Source organism: Cohnella lupini, from assembly GCF_003386205.1.
In the GTDB taxonomy this organism is placed as follows: Bacteria; Bacillota; Bacilli; order Paenibacillales; family Paenibacillaceae; genus Cohnella; species Cohnella lupini.
Genome location: NZ_QRDY01000004.1, coordinates 120,602 through 145,092, shown reverse-complemented (window position 1 = coordinate 145,092; position 24,491 = coordinate 120,602). Strand labels below are relative to the sequence as shown.

22 protein-coding genes are annotated in these 24,491 nt (G+C 53.1%); 16 read left to right on the top strand and 6 right to left on the bottom strand.

The genetic code is table 11. The features are described from left to right. The first annotated feature begins 142 nt into the window (after window positions 1-142). Window positions 143-1,222 (top strand): glycoside hydrolase family 172 protein, encoded by a 1,080-nt coding sequence (locus tag DFP95_RS09640; protein WP_115992407.1) that lies wholly within the window; start codon window positions 143-145, stop codon window positions 1,220-1,222. 85 nt (window positions 1,223-1,307) lie between these two features. On the opposite strand, the gene DFP95_RS09635 is transcribed toward DFP95_RS09640, so the two are convergent. Together DFP95_RS09635 and acnA are read right to left on the bottom strand one after the other, a co-directional pair. Beyond that, the gene (locus DFP95_RS09635) at window positions 1,308-2,372 is read right to left on the bottom strand and encodes a YlbL family protein (RefSeq protein ID WP_115992406.1); all 1,065 of its coding nucleotides are present in this window, start codon (window positions 2,370-2,372) and stop codon (window positions 1,308-1,310) included. 178 nt (window positions 2,373-2,550) lie between these two features. Beyond that, window positions 2,551-5,259: an aconitate hydratase AcnA gene (acnA, locus tag DFP95_RS09630; RefSeq protein ID WP_115992405.1), complete on the bottom strand. Its 2,709-nt coding sequence runs from the start codon at window positions 5,257-5,259 to the stop codon at window positions 2,551-2,553. A gap of 369 nt (window positions 5,260-5,628) precedes the next feature. Between acnA and DFP95_RS09625 the strand changes: the two genes are divergently transcribed. Both DFP95_RS09625 and DFP95_RS09620 read left to right on the top strand, forming a co-directional pair. Continuing rightward, window positions 5,629-6,723 carry an amidase domain-containing protein gene (locus DFP95_RS09625; protein ID WP_115992404.1) on the top strand — a complete coding sequence of 365 codons (1,095 nt, stop codon included), beginning with the start codon at window positions 5,629-5,631 and terminating at the stop codon, window positions 6,721-6,723. 130 nt (window positions 6,724-6,853) lie between these two features. After that, window positions 6,854-8,032: a D-alanine--D-alanine ligase gene (locus tag DFP95_RS09620; protein WP_115992403.1), complete on the top strand. Its 1,179-nt coding sequence runs from the start codon at window positions 6,854-6,856 to the stop codon at window positions 8,030-8,032. A gap of 499 nt (window positions 8,033-8,531) precedes the next feature. Here the strand turns inward: DFP95_RS09620 and DFP95_RS09610 are convergent, their stop codons facing one another. Then, window positions 8,532-9,197 (bottom strand): DNA-binding response regulator, encoded by a 666-nt coding sequence (locus tag DFP95_RS09610; RefSeq protein WP_115992401.1) that lies wholly within the window; start codon window positions 9,195-9,197, stop codon window positions 8,532-8,534. Between the two features lie 399 nt (window positions 9,198-9,596). Here DFP95_RS09610 and DFP95_RS09605 point away from each other — a divergent pair, with 399 nt between their 5' ends. The 5 genes from DFP95_RS09605 (at window position 9,597) to DFP95_RS09585 (ending at window position 13,198) form a co-directional block, all read left to right on the top strand. Further along, a complete protein-coding gene (locus DFP95_RS09605) occupies window positions 9,597-9,914 on the top strand; it encodes a hypothetical protein (RefSeq protein WP_115992400.1) in 318 nt (105 codons plus the stop codon). A gap of 36 nt (window positions 9,915-9,950) precedes the next feature. Next, window positions 9,951-10,961: a UV DNA damage repair endonuclease UvsE gene (gene uvsE, locus DFP95_RS09600; protein WP_115992399.1), complete on the top strand. Its 1,011-nt coding sequence runs from the start codon at window positions 9,951-9,953 to the stop codon at window positions 10,959-10,961. Window positions 10,962-11,105: 144 nt separating this feature from the next. Beyond that, window positions 11,106-11,876, top strand: a complete 771-nt coding sequence (gene fabI, locus DFP95_RS09595; protein ID WP_115992398.1) for an enoyl-ACP reductase FabI — start codon at window positions 11,106-11,108, stop codon at window positions 11,874-11,876. A gap of 176 nt (window positions 11,877-12,052) precedes the next feature. Beyond that, entirely contained in the window at window positions 12,053-12,904 is an 852-nt protein-coding gene (locus tag DFP95_RS09590; RefSeq protein WP_115992397.1) for an inositol monophosphatase family protein, read from the top strand. 45 nt (window positions 12,905-12,949) lie between these two features. Beyond that, window positions 12,950-13,198: a hypothetical protein gene (locus DFP95_RS09585; RefSeq protein WP_115992396.1), complete on the top strand. Its 249-nt coding sequence runs from the start codon at window positions 12,950-12,952 to the stop codon at window positions 13,196-13,198. A gap of 69 nt (window positions 13,199-13,267) precedes the next feature. On the opposite strand, the gene DFP95_RS09580 is transcribed toward DFP95_RS09585, so the two are convergent. Further along, window positions 13,268-14,347 (bottom strand): sulfate ABC transporter substrate-binding protein, encoded by a 1,080-nt coding sequence (locus DFP95_RS09580; RefSeq protein WP_115992395.1) that lies wholly within the window; start codon window positions 14,345-14,347, stop codon window positions 13,268-13,270. 291 nt (window positions 14,348-14,638) lie between these two features. On the opposite strand from DFP95_RS09580, the gene DFP95_RS09575 reads away from it, so the two are divergent. The 8 genes from DFP95_RS09575 to DFP95_RS09540 all read left to right on the top strand — a co-directional run bounded on the left by DFP95_RS09575 (window position 14,639) and on the right by DFP95_RS09540 (window position 22,011). Next, window positions 14,639-15,661: a sulfate ABC transporter substrate-binding protein gene (locus tag DFP95_RS09575; RefSeq protein ID WP_115992394.1), complete on the top strand. Its 1,023-nt coding sequence runs from the start codon at window positions 14,639-14,641 to the stop codon at window positions 15,659-15,661. Between the two features lie 48 nt (window positions 15,662-15,709). Further along, on the top strand, window positions 15,710-17,089 hold the full coding sequence (locus DFP95_RS09570) for a WG repeat-containing protein (RefSeq protein ID WP_115992393.1): 1,380 nt from the start codon (window positions 15,710-15,712) through the stop codon (window positions 17,087-17,089). A gap of 730 nt (window positions 17,090-17,819) precedes the next feature. After that, window positions 17,820-18,527 (top strand): metal ABC transporter ATP-binding protein, encoded by a 708-nt coding sequence (locus DFP95_RS09565; protein WP_115992392.1) that lies wholly within the window; start codon window positions 17,820-17,822, stop codon window positions 18,525-18,527. Beyond that, entirely contained in the window at window positions 18,473-19,378 is a 906-nt protein-coding gene (locus DFP95_RS09560) for a metal ABC transporter permease (RefSeq protein ID WP_115992391.1), read from the top strand. Before DFP95_RS09565 ends, DFP95_RS09560 begins: the two co-directional genes overlap by 55 nt. 44 nt (window positions 19,379-19,422) lie before the next feature. Next, window positions 19,423-20,370, top strand: a complete 948-nt coding sequence (locus DFP95_RS09555) for a metal ABC transporter substrate-binding protein (protein WP_115992390.1) — start codon at window positions 19,423-19,425, stop codon at window positions 20,368-20,370. A gap of 22 nt (window positions 20,371-20,392) precedes the next feature. Next, window positions 20,393-21,616: a GTP-binding protein gene (locus DFP95_RS09550; protein ID WP_115992389.1), complete on the top strand. Its 1,224-nt coding sequence runs from the start codon at window positions 20,393-20,395 to the stop codon at window positions 21,614-21,616. Between the two features lie 37 nt (window positions 21,617-21,653). Beyond that, on the top strand, window positions 21,654-21,803 hold the full coding sequence (rpmG, locus tag DFP95_RS09545; protein ID WP_115992388.1) for a 50S ribosomal protein L33: 150 nt from the start codon (window positions 21,654-21,656) through the stop codon (window positions 21,801-21,803). A 7-nt stretch (window positions 21,804-21,810) separates the two neighbouring features. Beyond that, complete coding sequence (locus DFP95_RS09540) at window positions 21,811-22,011, top strand: hypothetical protein (RefSeq protein ID WP_115992387.1); 201 nt, start codon at window positions 21,811-21,813, stop codon at window positions 22,009-22,011. Between the two features lie 8 nt (window positions 22,012-22,019). On the opposite strand, the gene DFP95_RS09535 is transcribed toward DFP95_RS09540, so the two are convergent. Both DFP95_RS09535 and DFP95_RS09530 read right to left on the bottom strand, forming a co-directional pair. Next, complete coding sequence (locus DFP95_RS09535; RefSeq protein WP_115992386.1) at window positions 22,020-23,333, bottom strand: glutamate-1-semialdehyde 2,1-aminomutase; 1,314 nt, start codon at window positions 23,331-23,333, stop codon at window positions 22,020-22,022. A 43-nt stretch (window positions 23,334-23,376) separates the two neighbouring features. Continuing rightward, on the bottom strand, window positions 23,377-24,390 hold the full coding sequence (locus tag DFP95_RS09530) for an LCP family protein (protein ID WP_115992385.1): 1,014 nt from the start codon (window positions 24,388-24,390) through the stop codon (window positions 23,377-23,379). Between the last annotated feature and the right edge of the window lie 101 nt (window positions 24,391-24,491).

Below are 24,491 nucleotides of genomic sequence, written 5' to 3'. Positions count from 1 at the left end.
AGGCGCTCACCCTCCGGCAAGGAATCCGATTCCTTTATGCATAATTGACAAATTGTCGCGAATTTCTGCTAAAGCCAGGTTCGTCTACCAAAGCTATAATAGCGCTGAATGTTAAATATGGCTATAGGGCGGAGGAGAACGGATGAACTCGTTCAACGGATTGGATATGGGGCTTGGGAATATCGCGCGATTGTCCGACGCCGTATCGCGTTCGATTAGCGCGGAGAACTTCAATGGCGAGAAGGGCAAAGGGGGCATGGCAACGGAAGGAACGGGACAAGATCAGGCAAGCAACTTAGGCCAAGGATGGAAGGTATCGCCATCCGTATGGGTCGAAGGCGAAACGACTTTGACGCTGGCGGAGATCGACGGACCGGGAATCATCCAGCATATCTGGCTCACATGCCCGGTAGAAAACTGGCGAAGCCTGATCTTGCGTTTCTACTGGGACGACGAAGCGGAGCCGTCCGTAGAAGCTCCGTTCGGAGATTTCTTCTGCAACGGCTGGTGCGAGAGAAGCCTCGTCAATTCGCAGCCGATTTCTGTCAACCCGGCTAACGGCTTCAATTCCTATTGGCCGATGCCATTCCGCAAGAAAGCCAAAATCACGATCGAGAACCTCAATGCGGACAAAACGGTTTTATTTTACCAAGTCGACTACGCCTTGCAGCAAATTCCGGATGATATGGCTTATTTCCACGCTCAGTACCGCAGAAGCAATCCGGTGGAATATAAGGACGTCCACACCATCGCGGACGGGATACGGGGGCAAGGTCATTTCGTAGGAATGTACTTGGCTTGGCAGGTGAACAACAACGGCTGGTGGGGCGAAGGCGAAGTCAAATTTTATATGGACGGGGATAAGGAATTTCCAACCATATGCGGCACGGGGACGGAGGATTATTTCGGGGGAGCCTGGAACTGGGATATGAACGGACAGTACGTTACTTATTCGACGCCGTACCTGGGAATGCATCAGCATATTAAACCGGACGGCTTGTATAAAGCCAACCATAGATTCGGTATGTATCGGTGGCACATCATGGATCCGATTCGATTCAAGGATGATCTGCGAATTACGATACAGGCGCTAGGCTGGAGATCTAAATGGAAATATTTGCCTTTGCAGGACGATATTTCTTCGGTTGCGTTTTGGTATCAATCCGAGCCTCACTCGACTTATCCGCAGCTTCCGGACAGGGAGCGATTGGAAGTAATCTAATGGCGGTTGCATCTTAAAAAAGCCCTTGTGACAAGCGAACGAGTTTTCGTTCGCATCGTCCCAAGGGCTTTCTCGTTCCGATCGTTTACGCTTTGAATTCCAGCTTCTTCAGAAAATCTAACGCTTCCTGTAAAGTGGATACCTTCACGAGCTTGGGCGAAAGCTTCAGATCCTTGACCGTTTTTTCCGCCAATGTCCAGTTGGACGGATTTTTGGGGTCGTAGGGGACGAGGAAGTAATCGGCCTTCTCCTTGTCGGCGGCCATCAGCTTATAATTGATGCCGCCGATCTGACCGACGGTCCCGTCCGCGCTGATCGTGCCCGTTCCCGCGATCCGGAAGCCTCTCGTGAGGTCGTCATTGGTTAGCTGGGCAATGATCTCCAAGGTCATCATCAATCCGGCCGAAGGCCCGCCGGTGTCCGCGAAATCGAACTTGACGGGATCCGGAGCCGTGACCTTCAGAACGGTATCGTTCTGAAATCCGATTCCCGTGCGGCTGCTCGTGCCGGTCCCCATGTTAATGAGCGGAACGGTCGCTTCGAATTTATTGTCGCCTCTCGTGCCAGATACCTTCACCTTGTCCCCGGGTTTCTTCGTCGTTAAGTAATCGGTAAGCACTTTAACGGTTCTAGCTTCTTTTCCGTCGATATTCGTGATGATGTCGCCTTCCTGCAGGCCGTTGTCGCGCGCCTTGGACTCGGGAAGCAGCGCGTATACGATGACGCCTTGCTCCTTCACGTCGATCGGTTTCTTCATGGCCGTATAAGCGGCTAGAAGAGCATTAGCTTCTGAACTATCGCGCATCCAGGCAAGCAAATTCCGGTAAGCATTAATATTCGTCGCGCCGCTTGTCGCTTCTTCCTGCGATTTGACTTCCATGCGGGGATTTATCCTGGCGTAGATGATCGAGAAAATATTCGGGTTCGAATAGGTCGATACGGTCGTGAACAATAGAGCTCCTTTTTCTTCGAGCTTGTGCCCCGTTTCCACGCGTGAGTGAACGGGCTCGGCGGAACCGGCTCCGTAAAGCATGTAGGGCCAAGGCTTGATGTATGCGATAAAGAAAATAAGGAGGAAGAATCCGATTATGAGGGTCGTCCGGTAACGGCGAATCCAATGTTCTTTCCTTTGTTCATTCGTGGTAACCATCCGGGCTCGCCTCCAATTATGCTGTGAAACGCAGAACGCTGTGGGACTATTATAACTTATGTAGCCTCCCGGAAACAAAATCACGAGGAAGCCGGATAGCTTGGAAATAATGTTTCCGTCCGGGGTTAAAGAAAACCCCCTTCATCCGGAGATGAAGGGGGTTAGCCGAACGCGATTGTTATTGCGCGGCGATCATCTGACGAAGAACCGTCTGCAGGATACCGCTGTTCCGGTAGTAATCGACGTCCACTGTCGAATCGAGGCGAGCGATCGCTTGGAATTCGAAGGTCGTTCCGTCTTCGCGTTTCGCGGTTACGGTAACCGTCTGGCCAGGCGTTACGTCATTGGACATACCGCTGATTTCGAATGTTTCGCGGCCGGTGATTCCGAGAGTCTTCCAGCCTTGACCGGTCGGGAATTGCAGTGGGAGCACGCCCATGCCGACGAGGTTGGAACGGTGAATCCGCTCGAAGCTCTCCGCTATAACGGCTTTTACGCCAAGCAGGAAAGTACCTTTCGCAGCCCAGTCGCGCGAGCTTCCCGTGCCGTACTCTTTACCTGCGATAACGATAAGGTTCGTATTGTTCTTCTGGTATTTCATCGAAGCGTCGTAGATGGACATCACTTCGTCCGTCGGAAGGTAAGTCGTTACGCCGCCTTCCGTGCCCGGAGCGACTTGGTTCCGAATCCGGATGTTGGCGAACGTGCCTCTCATCATGACTTCGTGATGGCCGCGGCGGGAACCGTAGGAGTTGAAATCCTCTTTGGCTACGCCATGCTCCAGCAAGTATTTACCCGCAGGGCTATCGGCTTTAATGTTACCGGCCGGGGAGATATGATCCGTCGTAACGGAATCGCCCATCAAAGCTAAGACGCGAGCATTCTTAACGTCCGTGATATCGCCCGGTTGCGGATCGAGATCCTTGAAGAACGGCGGATTGGCGATATAAGTGGATTTATCGTCCCACTCGTAAAGCTCGCCTTTCGGTACTGGGATTTGGTTCCATTGTTCGTTCTGGGTAAATACGTTTTTGTATTTGGCGCGGAACATGTCGGGCGTCAAAGAAGCGCTGACGGCTTGTTGGATTTCTTCGTTCGTTGGCCAAATATCCTTCAGGTAAACCGGTTGATTCTTATCGTCGAAGCCGATCGGATCGTTCACGAGATCGATGTTAACCGTACCTGCCAGCGCGTAAGCGACGACGAGCGGCGGAGAAGCCAGATAGTTGGCTTTAACCTGCGCATGAACGCGGCCTTCGAAGTTGCGGTTACCGGAAAGAACGGCGGCAACGGACAGATCGTTCTCGGCGATCGCAAGGCTGACTTCATCCGGCAACGGACCGGAGTTACCGATACAAGTCGCGCAACCATAACCCGCGACGTAGAAGCCGAGCTTCTCGAGGTATGGCAGAAGTCCCGCGTTGGTCAAGTAGTCGGTTACGACGAGGGAACCCGGAGTCAGGGAGCTCTTCACGTAAGCCGGTTTCTTCAGGCCGCGTTCTACGGCTTTCTTGGCGACGAGACCCGCGCCGATCATAACGCTCGGGTTGGATGTGTTCGTACAGCTAGTGATGGCGGCAATAACGACCGCGCCCGTGCCGAAACGGCTGTTCGCGCCGTTCGGGTGTTTAACGTCGACCGTTTGCTCGATTTGAGCATCGGACAAGCCGAATCCGCCTTTGTCGATCGGCGTGCGGATGATGTCGTTGAAGGATTGCTTCATCGCCGTCAGCTCCACGCGGTCTTGCGGACGTTTCGGACCTGCCAAGCTTGGAACGATCGTGGACAAGTCAAGCTCCATGACTTCAGTGAACACCGGATCCGGCGTTTCGTCGGTACGGAACATATCTTGCGCTTTGTAGTAAGCTTCGACAAGATCGATCTGGCTGTCTTCGCGGCCAGTCAATCTCAAGTAGTTCAACGTTTCGTTATCGACCGGGAAGAAGCCGATCGTAGCGCCGTATTCCGGCGCCATGTTGGCGACCGTCGCGCGGTCGGCCAGGCTGATATTGGAAAGACCGGAGCCGAAAAATTCGACGAATTTGCCGACAACGCCTTTTTTACGAAGAATCTGGGTAACGGTCAACGCAAGGTCGGTAGCCGTTGCGCCTTCGGAGAGCTTGCCCGTCAGCTTAAAGCCGACGACTTCTGGCATAACGAAGTATAAAGGTTGTCCGAGCATGCCGGCTTCCGCTTCGATTCCGCCGACGCCCCAGCCGACGATACCCAAACCGTTGATCATCGTCGTATGGGAATCCGTACCTACTAGGGAGTCCGGATAAACTTCGGTTACGCCGTCTTTATCTTTCGTAGCCGCGACGGAAGCGAGGTACTCTAAGTTGACTTGGTGAACGATACCCGTTGCCGGCGGTACCGCGCGGAAGTTGTTGAACGCCGTTTGCGCCCAACGGAGGAAACGGTAACGCTCTTCGTTGCGCTCGAATTCGACGTCCATATTGTATTGCAAAGCGTCCGGAGTGCCGAACGCGTCAACCATGACGGAGTGGTCGATAACGAGATCCACGGGAACGAGAGGGTTGATTTGTTTCGGGTCGCCGCCGGCTTGTTTAACCGTTTCGCGCATAGCGGCCAAGTCGACGACGACTGGAACGCCGGTGAAATCTTGAAGAACGATACGAGCCGGTATGAAAGGGATTTCCTTGTCTTCGCGGCCTTCCGTCCAAGTCGCCAGTTGCTTGACATGCTCTTCGGTGATGCCGCGTCCGTCGAATTGGCGAATGGCAGCCTCGAGCAATACTTTAATGGAGAAGGGGAGCTTAGAAACAGGGCCTAAGCCTTGCTCTTCCAGTGCTTTCAGACGGTAGTAACGGTACGATTGACCCGATGACTGCAGTTGCTCTTGTACTTGATAGGGAAATGTGGACAAGTGTGTAGCCTCCTAGATTCGTATCTATGATCCAACCGTATTTTTGCGTATCGCGGTTCAGAGGAAGAGAGTAACCCGCACGTGCAGGAGTTTCACTCTGTGAAACACGATTTCAAAAATACTCTATGGACTTAGTATACTCCGTTGTCGCTTCTCCGTAAAGACGTTTGAGGGATACGGAAGTCCATTCCATGACGAATTCCGCAAATATCATTACAATAGAATGCCGCAATCCACCGTGTTTTCATCCGCATTGAAATCAACATCGCCAAGAAAGACCCGGTGGAATGGAAAGAATAATTCAATCATAGGATGAAGGGGCGCAATCTGGAGTCGGCTGAAAGAGAAACCGTTCGGGGAGGGAAGCTCATGCCCAGCGAAGAGACGGGTTGGAAGCAAGCTTTATTCGGCTATGTGAGCACGATCAACGAAGCCGCTCTGCATACGGATTTACGCAAGCTACGCGATATTCCGGACAACGAACATCGCGAAAGGCTTGCTCAGCGATTGAGATTGGCGAAGCAGAGGGAGGCGAGATGGGCCATTCGGCCGGTTCGCAGCGAAATGCGAGCTCGGATCGAGCGGTTCAATACGGTTCGAAGCGAGGTTGTCGCGGATATCTCGATTCACTTAGTCCGCTCCATGGAGCAGCGCAGCCAGCCTTGGATGGAAGAGAGAGTGGAGCGGGAAAGAATTAGGTTCGTCAGAATCGGGAAAAGTTGGCGTCTGGATTCGGTGAAGCCGCTCGTGGCCGAATGGCCGGCCGAAGCTTACCCGATCGAAGAGGACGACTTGCGCGACGTTTGGGACGGGGAGCGCAAAGCAGCGCTGCCGTCTGCACCCTACATAAACCCGCAAGCTCTCTACGGGTTTAAGTCGAGGGTATACGCCGGTGCCTCCGCGTCGGATAACGAATACGGATTCAGCAACGGATACGGAGGATCGACTCCCCGCGGAATACCTTATCTGCGCGAAGCGGCCGTAACCTATGCCGAAAGATGGTGGAACGAGCCGAATCCCGCATACGAGAATTTCGAGGTCAATTGCACGAATTACGTATCCCAATGTCTCTTTGCAGGGGGAGCGCCTATGAATTATACTGGTAGAAGGCCTTCGGGCTGGTGGTATAAAGGCTTCTCCAACAAAGACGAACAGTGGAGTTTCAGCTGGGCGGTAGCGAATAGCTTGCAGCATTATTTAAGCAATCCGCGAGCATTCGGGCTTCGCGCGGAGGCGGTCTCCAAGCCGGAGTCGCTGAAGCTGGGAGACGTGATTTGTTATGACTGGGAAGGTAACGGCAGGGTCGGCCATAATACGATCGTAACCGCGTTTACGCCGGATGGCATGCCGCTCGTTAACGCAAATACGGTTAGCAGTCGCCACAGGTATTGGGATTACAAGGATTCGTATGCCTGGACGGAGAAAACCAAGTACCATTTTTATCGAATTGCCGATGAGTTTTGATCAAAAGGGAATTTGCGCGGCGGTTGTTTGTATTGGAAGGTTCGTTGGTTGGCTTTAATGCCGATTCTGGAATAACCGCCAATGGGAATCCGCGAGCGGAAATGTCGACTAGCCGGAGGTAATCTACTTTATGGGGAAAAAAATTCGCGTCGGACTCGTGTACGGCGGACGTTCGGGCGAGCATCAGGTATCGCTGCAGACGGCGATGGCCGTCTTGAAGGCTTTTGACTACGATAAATACGAACTTATTCCTTTCTATATTACGCCCAAGGGACAATGGAGATCGGGAGCTTTACTTAACGCGCCTCCTTCCGCGGTAGCGGAGCTGCAGTTCAATCCGGCGGAATCGGAGGGAATGGCTGCCGCGTTCGCGGATGCGGTCGGGGCAGAGGCGTCATCCGCGAGCTCCGTTTCGGAATTTGCGCTATTGCCCGTATTGCAAGGAATGTCGGAAAATGGCTTGGAAGTAGACGCATACGCCGGCGATAGCAGGGGAATCGACGTTATGGTACCGTTGCTGCATGGAACGTTCGGCGAAGACGGTACGATACAAGGGCTGTTCGAGATGGCTGGACTGCCTTACGTCGGCGCGGGAGTTCTCGCTTCCTCCGTCGGGATGGACAAGGTAGCGATGAAAACGATGTTCGCCCACGTAGGATTGCCGCAAGTCGGGTACCGCTACTTCATCCGTTACCAATGGAAGCAAGATCGCGAACGATGCTTGCGCGACGTAGAGGAGCTCGGCTATCCTTGCTTCGTCAAACCGGCGAACCTTGGCTCGAGCGTCGGCGTGTCCAAAGCGCGCAACCGCGAGGAATTGATCGGTGCGATCGAGGAAGCTTTACGTTATGACCGCAAGGTCATCGTTGAGGAATTCGTCGATGCGCGCGAGATCGAAGTGAGCGTGCTTGGCAATGACGATCCGCGCGCTTCGGTGCCGGGCGAGATTCGCAGCTCGAACGAATTCTACGATTACAACGCTAAGTACATCGACGGTAAGTCCGTCATGGTAATACCGGCGGACGTGTCGCCGGAAGTTTCGGAATCGGTGCGAGCGATGGCCATTCAAGCCTTCCGCTCGATCGACGGCTCGGGCCTTTGCCGCGCGGATTTCTTCCTTCGCCGTAGCGACGGGGCGTTGTTCATCAACGAGGTGAACACGATGCCCGGCTTTACGCCTTTCAGCATGTACCCGCTAATGTGGAAGGAAACCGGCGTCTCCTATCGAGAGCTGCTGGACACTTTAATCCAACTGGCCATCGAGCGCCATGATGAACGCCAATCCATCGACTATGGCGGCGGGGAATAGATGATATGGCGGCCATCCGGCGTTGAGCTGGGTGGCCGATTTTAATTCTCCCGCGCGAGAAACGGCTATATCGCCGAAAGAGCCACAGACGAGCCAAATACCCGCGCGAGAAGCGGCTATTTCGCCGAAAGTGCGACAGACGAGCCAAATACCCGCGCGAGAAACGGCTATTTCGTCGAAAGTGCCACAGACGAGCCAAATACCCGCGCGAGAAACGGCTAATTCGCCGAAAGAGCCACAGACGAGCCAAATACCCGCGCGAAAAGCGGCTATTTCGCCGAAAGTGCGACAGACGAGCCAAATACCCGCGCCAGGAACGGCTATTTTACCGAAGGTGACTCAGACCAACCAAATACCCGCGCGAGAAGCGGCTAATTCGCCGAAAGAGCCACAGACCAGCCAAATACCCGCGGCAGAAGCGGCTATTTCGCCGAAAGAGCCACAGACGAGCCAAATACCCGCGCGAGAAAGGGCTATTTTGACAAGCTGGGGAAAATGGTTAATTGTCCTGCCGTGATTTTAAGCGATAGCTTCTTTTACGCTGCGTACCGGAAGCAACTTCTAGCCAACCTTCCTCCACCAACTCATGAAGCTGTTTCAGCACGAAGGTTTCCTTTTTACCCAAACATTCTTCGACTGAATGTGGAGTGATCGGCACACCCGAGCGAGTGGCAAGACGGATGATTTCCCGCTGATAAATAGATAAATGACTTACGGCTGCGCAGTCCTCCCCGTACAATTCCTCGAGCATCCGGCGGACATGTCTCTGGCAGCTGAGCGGGTTTTCCTTTAATTTGTCAACCGAGAATCTAAGGATGTGCCACTTGGATAGAACGATTTCGTTCTGACGATCTAATCCGTCGGAGAATGAATCCCGATCCGCATCCCGAGCATGCGTGCTAAATCCGTCGGCCTCCAAGCATGTGAATATCGGTGAACGAAGGTAAAACAGATCGATGTAGTAGAATTTGCCGTCCGGAGCCACGAATTCATACTCGGGATGTAGTTGGTTTAAGTTCCCGACGACAGGCCACCAAGCGTGCTCCAATAAGTGTTTTTCCCCGAATCCGTGACGTGTCTGCAGCCTTCTGCGCCGTTCCCCTGAACTTTGAGCCACATGATTGTCCAACCAAATCCGATACGCCGACTCGAACTCCTTATTCATCCGCTATCTCTCCCCGAACAAAAATAACCGCCCCGATCCCTTAAGGGACCAGCGCGGTGTGCTTCACTCGCCTAGCTATGTGCATAGCTTAAATCACTTCCACGTGAATGTCACTAGTTTCCGATGAAGTTATACCCTGCAATACCGGCTCATCCACAAACATGTGTGGAAAACAGGCTATTTGAAGGTAGATCGGGTGTTGTCCACATGTGGAAAACTTTTCAACACGATTATCCCCACATCCATTTGTGCACAACAAAGTGAGGTGTGCAATCGATGGAGTTCCCTGGGGAGCATGATAGCAACAACCCCGCCGAGCACCATACCGTTTTCACAAGCGCCGCAAGAGGTTATAATAAACGGATACTGGGGTTTAACAGGAATACGGGAGGAATCGCCATGGGTTTTCAAACGGAGTTTAATTCGGTGTGCAAATTCAAATCGGATCAAGAATTGTACGAGCTGCTCGAGTACGGCAGAGGAAAAATGGTCAAGAAGCAATTTCGCGTTTTTCCGACGGGGCAGAAAGTCATAGCGTATAATCCTACGAACCAAGCCGTGGCTATCGTGCGCATCGTCGCGTCCATCGCGGAAATTAATTTTCAAGGAGAAGAAGTCACGCAAGTGGAGATGGAGCTCGTCCGACGGTTAACGGAGGAAGAAGCGAGGGTTCAAACGGCGCTCGCACATGAAATGTTCTTCGGTGAGCAATCCTAGTACCCGTAGATCAACAGTGCGGGAGGTTAGGCGAAAATGATCGTAAGGTTCGGATATGTCGCAATGTCGGTCGAGCTGGAAAATGCCTCCCCGTCCAAGACGATGACGATGGCGAGCTTCGTCAAGCTGGCCGACCGCGAAGCCGCGATCCGGCGGCTTGAACGCATCGCGGAGGAGAACTTACAGAATACGCTGAGGCTGCTGAAGCATAATCGATACCTTGGCGTGCACGTTTATCGGCTGACATCGAAGCTGATCCCTCTTGCCACGCATGAGGACTTGCAGGATTGGGACCCATACCCCACGCTGGCGCCTGCGTTCGCCGAGGTCGGGGAATTCGTTAGGGAACATGACATGCGGGTATCGTTCCATCCGGATCATTTTACGGTGCTGAGCACTCCCCGTTCGGAAGTCTTCCGTAAGTCCGTAATCGATCTAAACCACCATGTGCGCATGCTTGAAGCCATGGGATTGGACGGTCGGGCAACGAACAATATTCACGTAGGCGGAAGTTACGGCGACAAGGAAACGTCGGGTCGAAGATTTATCGAGCAGTTTCGTACGATCGAACCGAGAATAACGCGGCGCATTACCCTGGAGAACGACGACAAAACCTTCACGGCTTCCGAAACGCTTAACATCGCGGAAGAAGCGGGAGTGCCGATGGTGCTGGATATTCACCACGATGCCGTAAATCCAAGCGAAGAAGAAGCGACGGCTTTATGGGCTAGAATCCGGGCAACGTGGGATCGTTTCCCCTGGAACGTCGAGCATGCGAACTCGCCGCTATCCTTGCCTCCTAAGTTACATATGTCCAGCCCGAAGAGCGAATCGGATCCTCGCGGACACGCCGACCATATCGATTTAGAGCCGTTGATTAAGTTTCTCTATGCCATCGCGAACACTACGCCGGCGATAGACGTCATGATAGAGGCTAAGCGCAAAGACGAAGCTTTATTGAAGCTGATGGACGATTTTCGCGAAATCGAAGCAAATGGCGGACCGATTCGAATCGTTGACGGCGGTACCATCGAAGTGCGTGGTTGAAAACGCCTACATTTTATGCGCGAGCGGACCGATTTGATCATTGCAATCCCTTGGAAAATGCGGTACGTTGGACAAAGAAGGGTGTCATGCCGACAAATGGAAGTTTCGGGCATCCTTACTTGCGGCGAGGAGGATTTCCAACGTATGGGTGGATTGCTTCAAGGTAAGAACATCGTGGTCATGGGCGTCGCCAACGAGCGCAGCATTGCTTGGGCCATCGCGCAATCGCTTGCCTCGCAAGGGGCGAGATTGGTATTTACATACGAGAACGAACGCGTAGAAGAGCGGGTCAAGAAGCTAGCGGATACGATAGAGGGATCGATAACCTTACAATGCAACGTATCGTCCGACGAAGATATCGACATTCTAGCCTCGCGTCTGAAAGAAGAAGTCGGCGTGCTGCATGGACTGGCCCATTGCATCGCTTTCGCTAAGGCGGAGGAACTGGACGGCCTGTACGTAGACACTTCCCGCGCGGGGTTCGCGCTTGCGCACGACGTTAGCGTATACTCGCTGACGGCCGTCGCCCAAAGATTGCACCCGCTTATGAGCGAGGGCGGCAGCATCGTAACTCTGACTTATCTGGGAGCGGAACGCACTCTTCGCAATTATAACGTCATGGGCGTTGCCAAAGCGGCGCTTGAAGCTTCGGTTCGTTATCTTGCAAGCGACCTTGGTCCGCAGGATATTCGCGTCAACGCGATATCCGCCGGCCCGATTCGTACGCTTGCCGCCAAAGGAATCGCGGGCTTCAACTCGATTCTGAAGCAGGTAGAAGAGAAAGCTCCGCTTCGTCGCAATACGGAAGCTTCCGATGTCGGAGATACCGCGTTATTCCTCATGAGCCCATGGGCGCGGGGGATTACCGGCGAAGTTCTGCACGTGGATAACGGCTATAATATCGTCGGAATTTAAACTTTGCGAATATCTCAGCATAAGAAGCCGCACCTTTGTCTATAAGATAGAGGGCGTCTTCTTTATTTTCTGCGTTACCCTGGCATTCGACGCAACCGCTTTGAAGCATTTTCGTATATGATAAGAACAGGACAACTAGTCCTTGTAAACGATTTCGAAGATTTGAGGGATGGATAATGGACGCGAACCAGCCGGAAAGCATTATCGGCGGAAAAAGCTTTACGGCGGTAGCCGTCAATTGCGCGGCTAAAGCCGGCGAGTGGATTAAAAGCAAAATGGGTAACTTTACCCAATTGGATACGAAATACTCCATGCACGATCTCGTCACGGAAGTAGACAAAGGCGCGGAACGGATGATCAGGAATCTGATCGCCACGCACTTTCCGACGCACTCCTTTCTGGGAGAAGAGGGAGTGGAGCCCGGGCCGGAAGCATCGGCGAAAGCTTTGCAAGACGTGAGCGAAGCGGAGTACCTATGGATCGTCGATCCGGTCGACGGGACTACCAACTACGTTCACGGCTTTCCGTTCTATTCGGTATCGATAGCGCTGGCTTATCGTGGACAAGTTATCGTCGGCGTCGTGTACGACCCGTCGCGGGATGAGCTATTCGTTGCCGAGAGAGGCAAGGGAGCATACGTTCATGGACGGAGGATGCAGGTATCGAAGGAAGCCGGACTGAACAAGAGTCTGATCGCCACGGGTTTTCCCGCGGAACAACATGTGGCCTTGCCGGCGAATATGAAAGGCATTCAAGCGTTGGCGCCCAAAGTGCGTAATTTGCGTGTTGCAGGCTCCGCCGCGCTTCATCTGGCTTACGTCGCCGCAGGTCGACTTAGCGGGTTCTGGGAATACAATTTAAGCTCATGGGATATCGCTGCCGGTTCCTTGCTGGTGGAAGAAGCGGGCGGACGCCTGTCTGACTTGTCTGGCCGGCCTTATGATATCGCGGTGCGCAACGTGTCGGCAAGCAACGGACTTATTCATGAAGAATTACTAGAAGAGCTTCAAGCGGCTGCACGTACATGAGATTCGAGGCTTTCGACCATTCTAAACGAGAAGGGGGCGAAGGAATTGGAGCGCAACGAGGCGGAAGAATTACTCGCTCGAAGATTGACCGAAGAGCAAGCGGAAGAAACGGAAGAGAACGCCGAGGCCAAGGCGGCGAAAAAGCTGTCGCCCCGATGGGAAATTCGCATACAAGCGAAGCATGACCCCGTGGTCGAGGAGACCAAAGCCTATCGCGCCATCGCTAGTGAGGTCGATCACAGGTACGATAACGTAAAAACGGAACCGAACGACAACGAAGGGCAGCCCCGATAAGGGTTGCCCTTCGTTTTTTCGTTCTATGATTGGTTGGACGGTAATCTCGCGTATTGGATCCTGCGGCGCTTACTTGGCGGGAAGTTGGCCGAACAAGCCTCCATCGGCGAATAGCGCCTGCTGCAAGTCTTCCCAGCCCGTCAAGTTATCGTCGACGGTTAGAAGAGCCACATCGGCGAATACGCCGGCGAATTGTTCGGTTATGGAGGCGAAACGAGGTCTGAAGAAATGGTTAGCCGCGATCGTCTGCGCCTCCTCCGTAAACAAATAGTCCGCATAGGCGTTGGCGATCTCCCGAACGTCGTTACCGTCGGCGTTGCCGTCGACGACGGATACGATGGGTTCGACGGTTAACGTCACGGAAGGAACGATCACCTCGATCTTGTCTTTTCCCGTGGAATTCGCGATTCTCAGCGCGTTGCTCTCGGTCGTTACCCATACGTCCCCTTCGCCGTTAACGACGAACGCGTTCTCGGCTGCTTTCTCATCGGGAGCGAGAACGGCCACGTGCTGGTGGAAATCGGTGACGAAGGCCGTAGCGGCATCGGTGTCGTCGATGTCCTTATCCAACGAATAAGCCCAAGGCGCGGCATAATACCAACGGGCATCCGAATAAGTCGCCGGATTGGTCATAACGATCTTGACGTCTCCGCTTAGTAAATCCTCCCACTCGGCGATCCCCTTCGGATTGTCCGAGCGAACGACGAAGGCTACGGCCGTAGAGAACGGAGAGCTATTATAGTCGTACCGTTGCTGCCATCCTTCCTCGATCAAGCCCTTCGCTTGAATGGCGTCGATGTCGATTCCCACGCTTAGCGTGGCGATGTCCGCTTTGAGCTGCCCTCCGTTGATCGCTTCTTCTTGGACATTCGAGCTGCCTGCGCTTTGTTCGATCGTTACGGACTGACCCGTGCGTTCCAGCCAACTGGCGACGAAGGCATCGTTTATTTCATCGTACAATTCGGCAGTTCCGTCCGATACCGCGTTTAACAAGGAAGCGGCTTTACTATAATCGGATTGCGGCGTTTCGGATTCGGCGACGGATTCCGCGTTATCCGAATTGCCCGAGCATGCGGTAACCAATAAAAGAAGCGATGCAATGATTCCGATGAAAATAGCGCGTTTGCGCGTGCTGTTGCGCCTGTGCATGGAAGTTCCCCTTTTCGGTATTTAATGAATTATTCCAATAGAAATAATTGGATTTATTGAAGCGATTGTAGCAACTGATGGAAGCCGTTGTCAACGATTAATTCATAGTTGACAACTCGGAATAGTTTGGAATAAGATGGGATTAATCAAATGGATCGTGCCATCGCGCCGACCGGTAAACCGGAGGCCTCGAATTCACATCCGCATGCTGTTAAGGAACAGCTATGCGTATGGCGGAATCGGGGCCGTTTGCGTTTGCTACATTTTATAACCAAGAGGAGAGTCATTCGAATGAACAAATCGTTTCGCGTAATCCTGTTAGCCGCATTGGCATTCGTATTATCCACGACGACCGTATTCGGTGCCGTCACGAAGAAATCGTCAAAGAAAAGCGTTACCCTGCTTAACGTATCTTACGATCCGACTCGCGAATTGTACGTGGAGTACAACGCGGCATTCGCCAAGTATTGGGAGAAGAAGACCGGACAGAAGGTTACGATCAAGCAATCCCATGGCGGATCCGGCGCGCAAGCCCGTTCCGTTATCGACGGACTGGAAGCGGACGTCGTTACTTTGGCACTCGAGTACGATGTAACGGCAGTCGAGAACAAGGGGCTTATCGCCAAAGGCTGGCAGAAGCGTCTGGCGAATAACAGCGCGCCGTATAAATCCACGATCGTGTTCCTCGTACGCAAAGGAAACCCGAAGAAAATAAAAGATTGGGACGATCTGATCAGAACCGACGTCAAATCGATTACCCCGAACCCGAAAACGTCCGGCGGAGCGCGCTGGAACTACTTGGCGGCTTGGGGATACGCTTTGGAACACAACAACGACAGCCAAGACAAAGCTAAGGAGTTCGTGAAGAAGCTATTCCAAAACGTACCCGTTCTGGATACCGGAGCACGCGGCTCCACGAATACTTTCGTTGAAAAAGGCATCGGAGACGTCCTGATTACATGGGAGAACGAAGCTTACTTGGCTAAGAAGGAATACGGAGACAAATACGAGATCGTAACGCCTTCCTTGAGCATTCTCGCCGAACCGACGGTCGCGGTCGTGACCAAAAACGTAAGCAAGCACGATACTCGCCAAGTCGCCACCGCTTACTTGGATTACTTGTACACGGAAGAAGGCCAAAGGATCGCGGCGAAAAATTTCTACCGTCCGATCAACGCCAAAGTAGCCAAGGAATTCGCGAAAAATTTCCCGACGTTGAACCTGCTCACGATCGATGATTTCGGCGGATGGAATAAAGCGCAAGCGGAGCATTTCGCGGACAAAGGGACTTTCGACCAAATTTACTTGAAATAATAAAAAATCGTAAGCACTTATTCCCTATTATGTGAGGAGCCAATCTCTATGTCCCATATTCGTCCATCCATCCGCAAAGGCATACTAATCGCGGCAGCCGCCCTCGTTGCCGTACAAATCGCAAGCTTCGGCCATGCTTCATCCGCTTCAGCGGCCACATCGAACGCCGTAATCTCCGTGGACGGAGTCGTTCAATCGGGTTGGACGATATCGACGATCGCCGGGGTAACTTTACTGCCCGTCAAACCGTTCGCCGCATCCATCGGAGCTTCGGTAAAGTGGGATCAAGCGAAGAAAACGACAACCGTTACGCAAGGAAGTCGCTCGGTGCAACTTAACATAAATTCCAAGACCGCCGTGCTGAACGGCCAGAGCATCACGCTCTCTAGCGCGACGGTATGGAAGGATGGAGTGCTTTGGGTACCCGCCAAAGCGATCGGAGCGGCATTCGGCGCGCAAGTCGCCTGGAACGCCGCAAGCAAAACCCTGAGCATCTCGCCTAGATTTCATCCGTTCGCAAGCAATGGAAAACAAGGTTACGTGAACGTATTCGGCGATACCGTCATCGCGGCTAAATACGACGAAGCGAACGAATTCAGCAATGGATTGGCAATCGTCGGCAAGGGCGGCAAGTACGGCTACATCGACGCTAAAGGCAAATCTATTATCGGGGCGGTATACTCGCAAGCGTACGATTTCTCGGACGGCGTTGCATTGGTCGAGCAAGACGGCACATCCTACTATGTCGATGCCCAAGGTAAAACGGTACTTAGCCCGGAATACGACGAATTGTTCGACTTCTCGGGAGGTTTGGCTCTAGTTCGTAAAGACGATTTATTCGGTTATATCGACCATACGGGCAAAGAAGCCATTCCGTTGCAATTCGAGGATGCCTTCTACTTCTCCGGCGGATTGGCCGCCGTACAGATCGACGGCAAATACGGTTATATCGACGTAACGGGCAAGGTAGTCATTCCTGCGATCTATCAGCATGCATTCGATTTCAAAGAAGGATTCGGGCTCGTTCAAGCGGAGGGCGCGGATGGAGAAGGATCGTTCGGTTACGTGAACGCCAAGGGACAATTGGCGATAGCCGCCGAATATGCCCAAGGTTTCTCGTTCAGCGAAGGTTTAGCGGCGGTCTCCAACGACGGAGTGTTCAGCTATTTGAACCGTAAAGGCGAGGTAGCGTTAACGACGGAATTCGCGGACGCGGGGGATTTCCACGACGGATTGGCATACTTCGAGAAGGACGGCAAGTACGGCTTTATCGATAAGAAAGGAAAGATCGTTATCGAGCCGGTCTACGATTCGGTCGAGTCCTTCGATAAAGGCTTAGCGCTTGCGATTACCGGCACGGAAGCAAAACTTATCGATACGAACGGTACGGTAGTAGCGGAAGCGGCGGCGCCTGAAGTCGACGATTAATGGAGTGAGTGTTACTTGGAAGCCGACGGATTCTATTGAATCCGTCGGTTTTTTTGTTGGGCAACCGGTGAGAAAACCGCCCATGTCCGAAATAACCGTGCCAGGAACGGCTATTTTGGGGAAATAGCTGCCCACGTCGAAATAACCGTGCCAGGAACGGCTAATTTGAGGAAATAGCCGCCCACCGCCGAAATAACCGTGCCACGCACGGCTATTTTGAGTAAATAGCTACCCACGTCGAAATAACCGTGCTACGCACGGCTAATTTGAGTAAATAGCCGCCCACCGCCGAAATAACCGTGCTACGCATGGCTATTTTGAGTAAATAGCCGCCCACGTCGAAATAACCTTGTCCCGCACGGCTATTTTGAGGAAATAGCCGCCGACGTCGAAATAACCGTGCTACGCACGGCTAATTTGAGGAAATAGCCGCCCACCGCCGAAATAACCGTGCTACGCATGGCTATTTTGAGTAAATAGCCGCCCACGTCGAAATAACCTTGCCCCGCACGGCTATTTTGAGGAAATAGCCGCCGAAGTCGAAATAACCTTGCCCCGCACGGCTATTTTGAGTAAATAGCTACCCATGTCGAAATAACCTTGCCCCGCACGGCTATTTTGCGCGCGTCAAGCAAGTAGGAAGGAAACATTATTCTCTTGACTGTTCTAATCGTAAAGTTTACTATATGTAAATGTAATGATTACGATTAAGTGGCACGGAGGGCACAACATGCTAATCGCATCGATGAAAAACGTCGTCTTCGGCTATGGGGACAGCCCTAGCCTGGAGAACGTGGATATCGAAATCCATAGCGGCGAGTTCGTTGCCGTATCCGGACCCAATGGGGCATCCAAGACAACCTTGCTCAAGCTGGCGCTCGGTTTGTTGCAGCCATGGAGCGGAACGGTGGACAGGGCGAGCAGGCGCGGAGACGGGAAGAAGCTAGTCGTTGGGTACGTGCCTCAACAAATCGCCGCGTTTAATAGCGGTTTTCCGAGCCAAGTGCTTGAATTCGTTCGTTCCGGCACGTATACGAGCGGATCTTGGTTCAGGTCCGTTAGCCGCCAAGACCGCGAGCTTGCCGAGCAAGCCTTGAAGCAAGTCGGACTGTGGGAGCTGCGCAACCGCAAGATCGGCGAGCTCTCCGGCGGGCAGAAGCAGAGGATATGCCTTGCGAGGGCGTTGGCGCAGCAGCCGGATCTTCTCGTGCTAGACGAGCCGACGAACGGAATGGATGCGGCTAGCCGGGAAAGATTGTACTCGCTGCTTGGAGAAATGGTCAAGGAGCGCCAACTAACCGTCGTCATGGTTACGCATGGCTTATCCGAGGCAAGTCCCTACCTGGACCGAATCATCGAACTTGAGAAGAAGGAGACCGGAGGATGGAAATGCTGCACTACGACTTCATGCAACGGGCATTTTTCGCCGGTGGTCTGATCGCGCTGGTCGCCTCGGTTCTCGGAGTGTATCTGATGCTGAGAAGGCAGGCGTTAATGGCCGATATGCTTTCCCACGTATCGTTGGCCGGAGTTGCCGCAGGAGCGCTGTTAAAGTTTAATCCGTCGTTGTCCGGCTTCGGGGTAGCGCTGCTAGGCGCCGTCGTTGTCGAATATGTAAGGAGATCTTACAAGACGTACTCCGAGGTCTCTATAGCGATCATCATGATCGGCGGCTTATCTACGGCAGTCGTGCTTATGTCGATGAATTCCGGTATTAGCCGCAGTTTTTCCTCGTACTTATTCGGCTCCGTCGTCGCCGTCCAGAATACCGAGATTTATTTGGTCGCCGCCGTTGCGTGCATTGGCGCTTTATTTTTCTATGTACTGAGAAAACCGCTCTATTTAATCACGTTTGATGAAGAGACGGCGAGAACCAACGGAGTTCCCGTCAATTTGATATCCTTGCTGTTCAGCCTAGTTACGGGGATGATTGTCGCCGCAGCCATGCCGATCGTCGGCGTTCTGCTGGTATCCTCGTTAATCGTGCTGCCAGCCGCTCTTGCGATACGTTTGGCGCCAGGATTTACTGCCGCATTATGGCTTGCGATGCTAATCGGATTAACGGGCGTTTTCTCCGGATTGACGGCTTCTTATGAATTTAGCACTCCGCCAGGGGGAACGATCGCGCTAACCTTACTGCTTTTCCTGGTTGCCGGCATCGGAGTGAAGAAGCTCGTAATTAAGTGGAGAAAACAACATAGCAAGCTCAGACGGAAGGTTGGCGCCAGCGGGCAGAACAAGCTGCTTGAGCATGCGGGTATCAGTCAGGAACCGCCGGTAATTCATTAATGCATTCTTTCAGCAACGATATTTAATTAGGAGGAAACTTTAAGATGAAATGGGCAAAAGGTTTAGTGGGGGCCGCTGTCGCGGCTATGGTGTTAACGGGATGCGGGAACGGAAACGGGAGCGACGAGGGTGGAGACAAATTAAAGATAGTGGCTTCTTTTTATCCGATGGTAGAGTTTACGAAACAAGTAGCGGGAGATCATGCGGATGTCGTGGGATTGATTCCGTCCGGTGCCGAGCCGCATGATTGGGAGCCTACGCCTACCGATGTGGCGTCCATTCAGAATGCGGACGTATTCGTGTACAACGGATTAGTCGAGAGCTGGGCGGAGAAAACGCTGGAGAGCGCGAAAAACGACAATCGTGTAGACGTTATGGCGACGGATGGCATCGAGTTAATCGAAGGGTCGGAGGAGCACGAGGAGGAAGGTCACGAAGCAGAGGAGGGACATCAAGAGGGAGAGCATTCTCTTGATCCGCACGTGTGGCTCTCTCCTGCATTGGCACAGCAGGAAGTTCGTCATATTGAAGCCGCGCTTGCGAAAGCCGATCCTGACAACGAAGACGATTACAAGAAAAACGCGGATGCGTATATCGAGAAGCTCCAAGCGCTGGACGAGAAGTTCAAGAGCGACCTGGCAGGCGTCAAGCATAAGGACTTCATAACTCAGCACGCCGCATTCGGATATTTGGCAAGAGATTACGGTTTAACGCAAGTTCCGATCGCGGGTCTGTCTCCCGAGCAGGAGCCGTCTCCTGAAGAGATGGCGGATGTCGTCGCGTTCGCGAAAGAGCACGATGTAAAGACCATTTTCTTCGAAACGCTGGTAGATCCTAAGATCGCCCAGACGATCGCGGATGAAATCGGTGCGAAGACGGACGTGCTTAATCCTATCGAGGGCTTAACGGACGAAGATATCAGCAAAGAGTTGGATTATATCGGAATTATGAAGAACAATCTCGCAGGTTTGGTCAAAGCTCTGAATGAATAGAAGGAAATGAGGAATCCCGATCATGACAAACAATTATAATTTGCTGCCGGTTACCGTGTTGAGCGGGTATTTGGGAGCAGGCAAGACGACGATACTTAACCATGTGCTGAACAATCGCGAAGGCATGCGGGTCGCGGTAATCGTGAATGACCTGAGCGAAGTGAATATCGATGCAGACCTGATCAAAGACGGCGGGGGACTTTCCCGTACGGACGAAAAGCTCGTGGAAATGTCGAACGGGTGTATTTGCTGCACGCTTAGGGAAGATTTACTGCGCGAAGTGGAGAGACTGGCCAAGGAGCAAAGGTTCGACTACGTGCTTATCGAATCAACGGGCGTGGGAGAACCGATTCCGGTCGCTCAGACGTTTACGTACATCGACGAGGAGCATGGAATCGATCTGACCGCGTTCTGCAGATTGGATTGCATGGTGACGGTAGTGGACGCTTATCGATTCTGGAGCGATTACGCTTCGGGCGAGACGCTGATGGACCGCAAACAGGAAGTCGGAGAAGGCGATACACGCGAGGTAGTCGATCTGTTGATCGATCAGATCGAGTTCTGCGACGTGCTCATTCTCAATAAATGCGACAGAGTTGAGGAAAAGGAGCTTGGAGAGCTGGAAACGGTACTTCGGAGTCTGCAGCCTCGCGCCAAGATTATTCGGTCAAGTTATGGGCAAATTAATCCATTCGACATTCTGAATACCGGGTTGTTCGATTTCGATGAAGCTAGCCAATCCGCCGGTTGGATGCTGGAGATGGAGAAGGAGCACCACGTTCCGGAAACGGAGGAATACGGCATATCTTCGTTTGTCTACGAACGTGTTCGTCCGTTCCATCCGGATAGGCTGCTGCGCTGGATGGGGGAATGGCCTGCGGAAATCGTTCGCGCGAAAGGCTTGATATGGCTGGCGTCTCGCAACGACATGGCGCAGAACTTCAGCCAAGCGGGTCCGTCGATTCAATTCGGACCGGCGGGATACTGGGTAGCTAGCTTGCCTCCAGACGAGCGGGAGGAAATCCTGCGAGACGACGCCAAGGTCGCCGAATACTGGCACTCCGAGCATGGAGACCGTATCAATAAGGTCGTATTCATCGGTTTAGAGATGAATCGCCGGGAGATTTCGGAGGAGCTGGACGGTTGTTTATTGACCGACGAGGAAATGACGTCGGATTGGAGCGTTCTGCCGGATGGTTTTCCTAACCGGATGGATACGCAGATGGAAGAGCAATTTCAACAATAGCGAGCGGTTCACCTGAACCTTAAGGAGGAGTGAAGGCATGAGGGTCATCATCACTTTAGCATGCACGGAAAGCGGCGATCGCAACTATACGACCACGAAGAACAAGCGCACGCATCCATCGCGGCTGGAATTAAGAAAATACAGCCCGCGGCTTAAGAAATACACGATTCATCGGGAGACTCGGTAGCAAACGATTGAAAGTAAAACAGGGCAGCCCCGATGGAGGGCTGCCCTGTTTCGGATCTTCGCAAATAGGCGTTTCTGGCGCGGTTATTCGGCTGCTCGAAGGCAAGAACAGAGAAATAGCCGCTTCTGGCACGGTTATTCGGCTGCTCGAAGGCAAGAACAGAGAAATAGCCGCTTCTGGCGCGGTTATTTGGCTGCTCGATATCTAGAAGAACCATCAGTCCTTCGACATCTCGCGGAACGATAGCTCGGCTGCATCCAGCGTTTCTTCGATATCCGCGTCGGAGTGCGCCGTGGTGAGGAACCAGGCTTCGTATTTGGACGGGGCCAAGTAGATGCCGCGATCGAGCATCAAGCGGAAAAAACGCGCGAAACGCTCGCCGTCCGAGCCTTGGGCTTCCTCGTAATTCGTGACGGGATGCCCGCAGAAGTGGGTCGAGAAGGCGCCGGCTATCCGATTGATCGTCAGCGGAACGCCGTAACGGTCGGCCGACGCTTGCAGGCCGTTAACCAGTCGAATGGCTTGCGTCTCCATTCGTTCGTAAACGCCGGGCTCCCGCAGAACATCCAAGCAAGCTAGCCCCGCCAATACGGAAGCCGGATTGCCGGCCATCGTCCCGGCTTGGTATGCCGGTCCGAGCGGAGCGATCATCGCCATCAAGTCGGCCCGCCCGCCGTATGCGCCGATCGGCAAGCCGCCTCCGATGATCTTGCCGAGCGCGGTCAGATCCGGGCGAATCGCATCCTGATCCGGGAATGCGGAGAACGTCTGCGCGGAGCCATGGTGGAACCGGAACGCGCTGATGACCTCGTCGTAGATGACGAGCGCTCCGGCATCCCGGGTCATTTGGCACAAGCCTTCGAGAAAACCGGGCTTCGGCATGACCATGCCGAAATTGCCGACGATCGGTTCGACCATGACGGCGGCGATTTCGTCGCCCCACCGTTCGAGAGCGAGGCGCAAGCCGTCGAGCTCGTTGAACGGAACGGTAATGACTTCGCTCGCGATGCTCGGAGGAATGCCGGCGCTGTCGGGAATGCCGAGGGTCGACGGCCCGGAACCGGCGGCGACCAATACCAGGTCGGCATGTCCGTGATAACAGCCGGCGAATTTAATGATTTTGTTGCGCCCGGTGAAAGCGCGGGCGACCCGGATCGTCGTCATGACCGCTTCCGTGCCGGAATTGACGAATCTTACCTTGTCCATCGAAGGAATCGCGTCCTTGAGTACTTTAGCAAGCCTGATCTCATGTTCCGTCGCTGTTCCATACAACGTGCCGTTCTGAGCCGCTTGAACGATTGCTTCCGTTACTTTCGGGTGGGCATGGCCGGTAATGATGGGACCGAACGCGGCCAAATAATCGATGTACCGATTTCCGTCGACGTCCCAGAAATAAGCGCCCTGGCCTTTTTCCATGAATACGGGAGCGCCGCCGCCCACCGCCTTGAACGAGCGGGAAGGACTGTTCACCCCGCCGACGATGTGTTTCTGGGCTTCTTCGTATAATTCTGACGATCGTGATCTTTGCATGTATGAATGAGCCTCCGCCGTAACTAACATAATCTGAACTATCTTATTCCTTGGCTCCGGTCGCTTCTCCGCTTGCCGATGGCGAGGACGTTGGCGGAACGATGCTATCGTCGTGGTTCAAAGTTTCCTGAACGAAGCCTTTGAGAGCATCGAGACTCCGCACGCCAAGCACCGAGGATCCGTCGACGTTCTCGTCCGTAACGAGCTCCATCGGAGGGATCTGCGCCGTGCCCGCTTGGTGCGACTTGTAACCCAAGGTGCCTAACTTAAGCATATCGTTGGAGGACATATTGGACTCCATATAAGGAGTAACCTTGCCCAGAATTTCGGGAAGCTTGATAAGGTTCCAACCCGACTTTAACTTGGAGGCGATGGCTTTCAAGAAATCGCGCTGACGTCCGGTGCGCGTAAAGTCGGACATCTTATCGTGTCTGAACCTCACGTATTGCAGCGCTTTATCTCCGTCCAGATGCTGCTGGCCCTTTTTCAAATCGATATCGTATACGTGGTCGTCCGCCGAATCGGAATACTTCATGTCCTTCTCGACATAGAAATCGACGCCGCCGATCGCATCCACCAACTTAATGAATCCTTGGAAATCAACATAAACATAATACTGAATGTCCAGACCGGTTAAATTGCCTAACGTCTTCATTGCCAATTCGGGACCGCCCAGGGTGATGGCCGCATTGGCGCGGTTGGACTTAAAGCCGGGGATCTCCACGTAAGTATCTCGAAGAATGGAGAAGAGATGGATCTTTTTACTGGTCGGATCGAAGGAAGCGACGAGCATGGAATCGGATCGGGCGACTTCGCCTTTTCGCAACCCTCTTTCGTCTCCGCCCATTAACAACACGTTTACGCGCTCCGACCCCTCCCATTCCGGAGGTTTGTACTCGGGCTTTTCCTCGAAATGTCCGAACCGGGATTCTTCTCTCGGTTTCTGAATACTGTCAAGTTGGTTTTTGACGCCGTAGACCTTCCAGCCGACGAAAAATAGTACGATTACCATTAAGCTTAAGATGCTGAAGAGCGTGTATTTCCACTTTTTACGCATGAATAGATGTCCTCTCCCGGTGCTGTATGATAAAATTATAAAGTTTCAGCGCAGGAATAAGCAAGTTTGACGAACTTCGTCGAACTCGCGAACCGTGAACG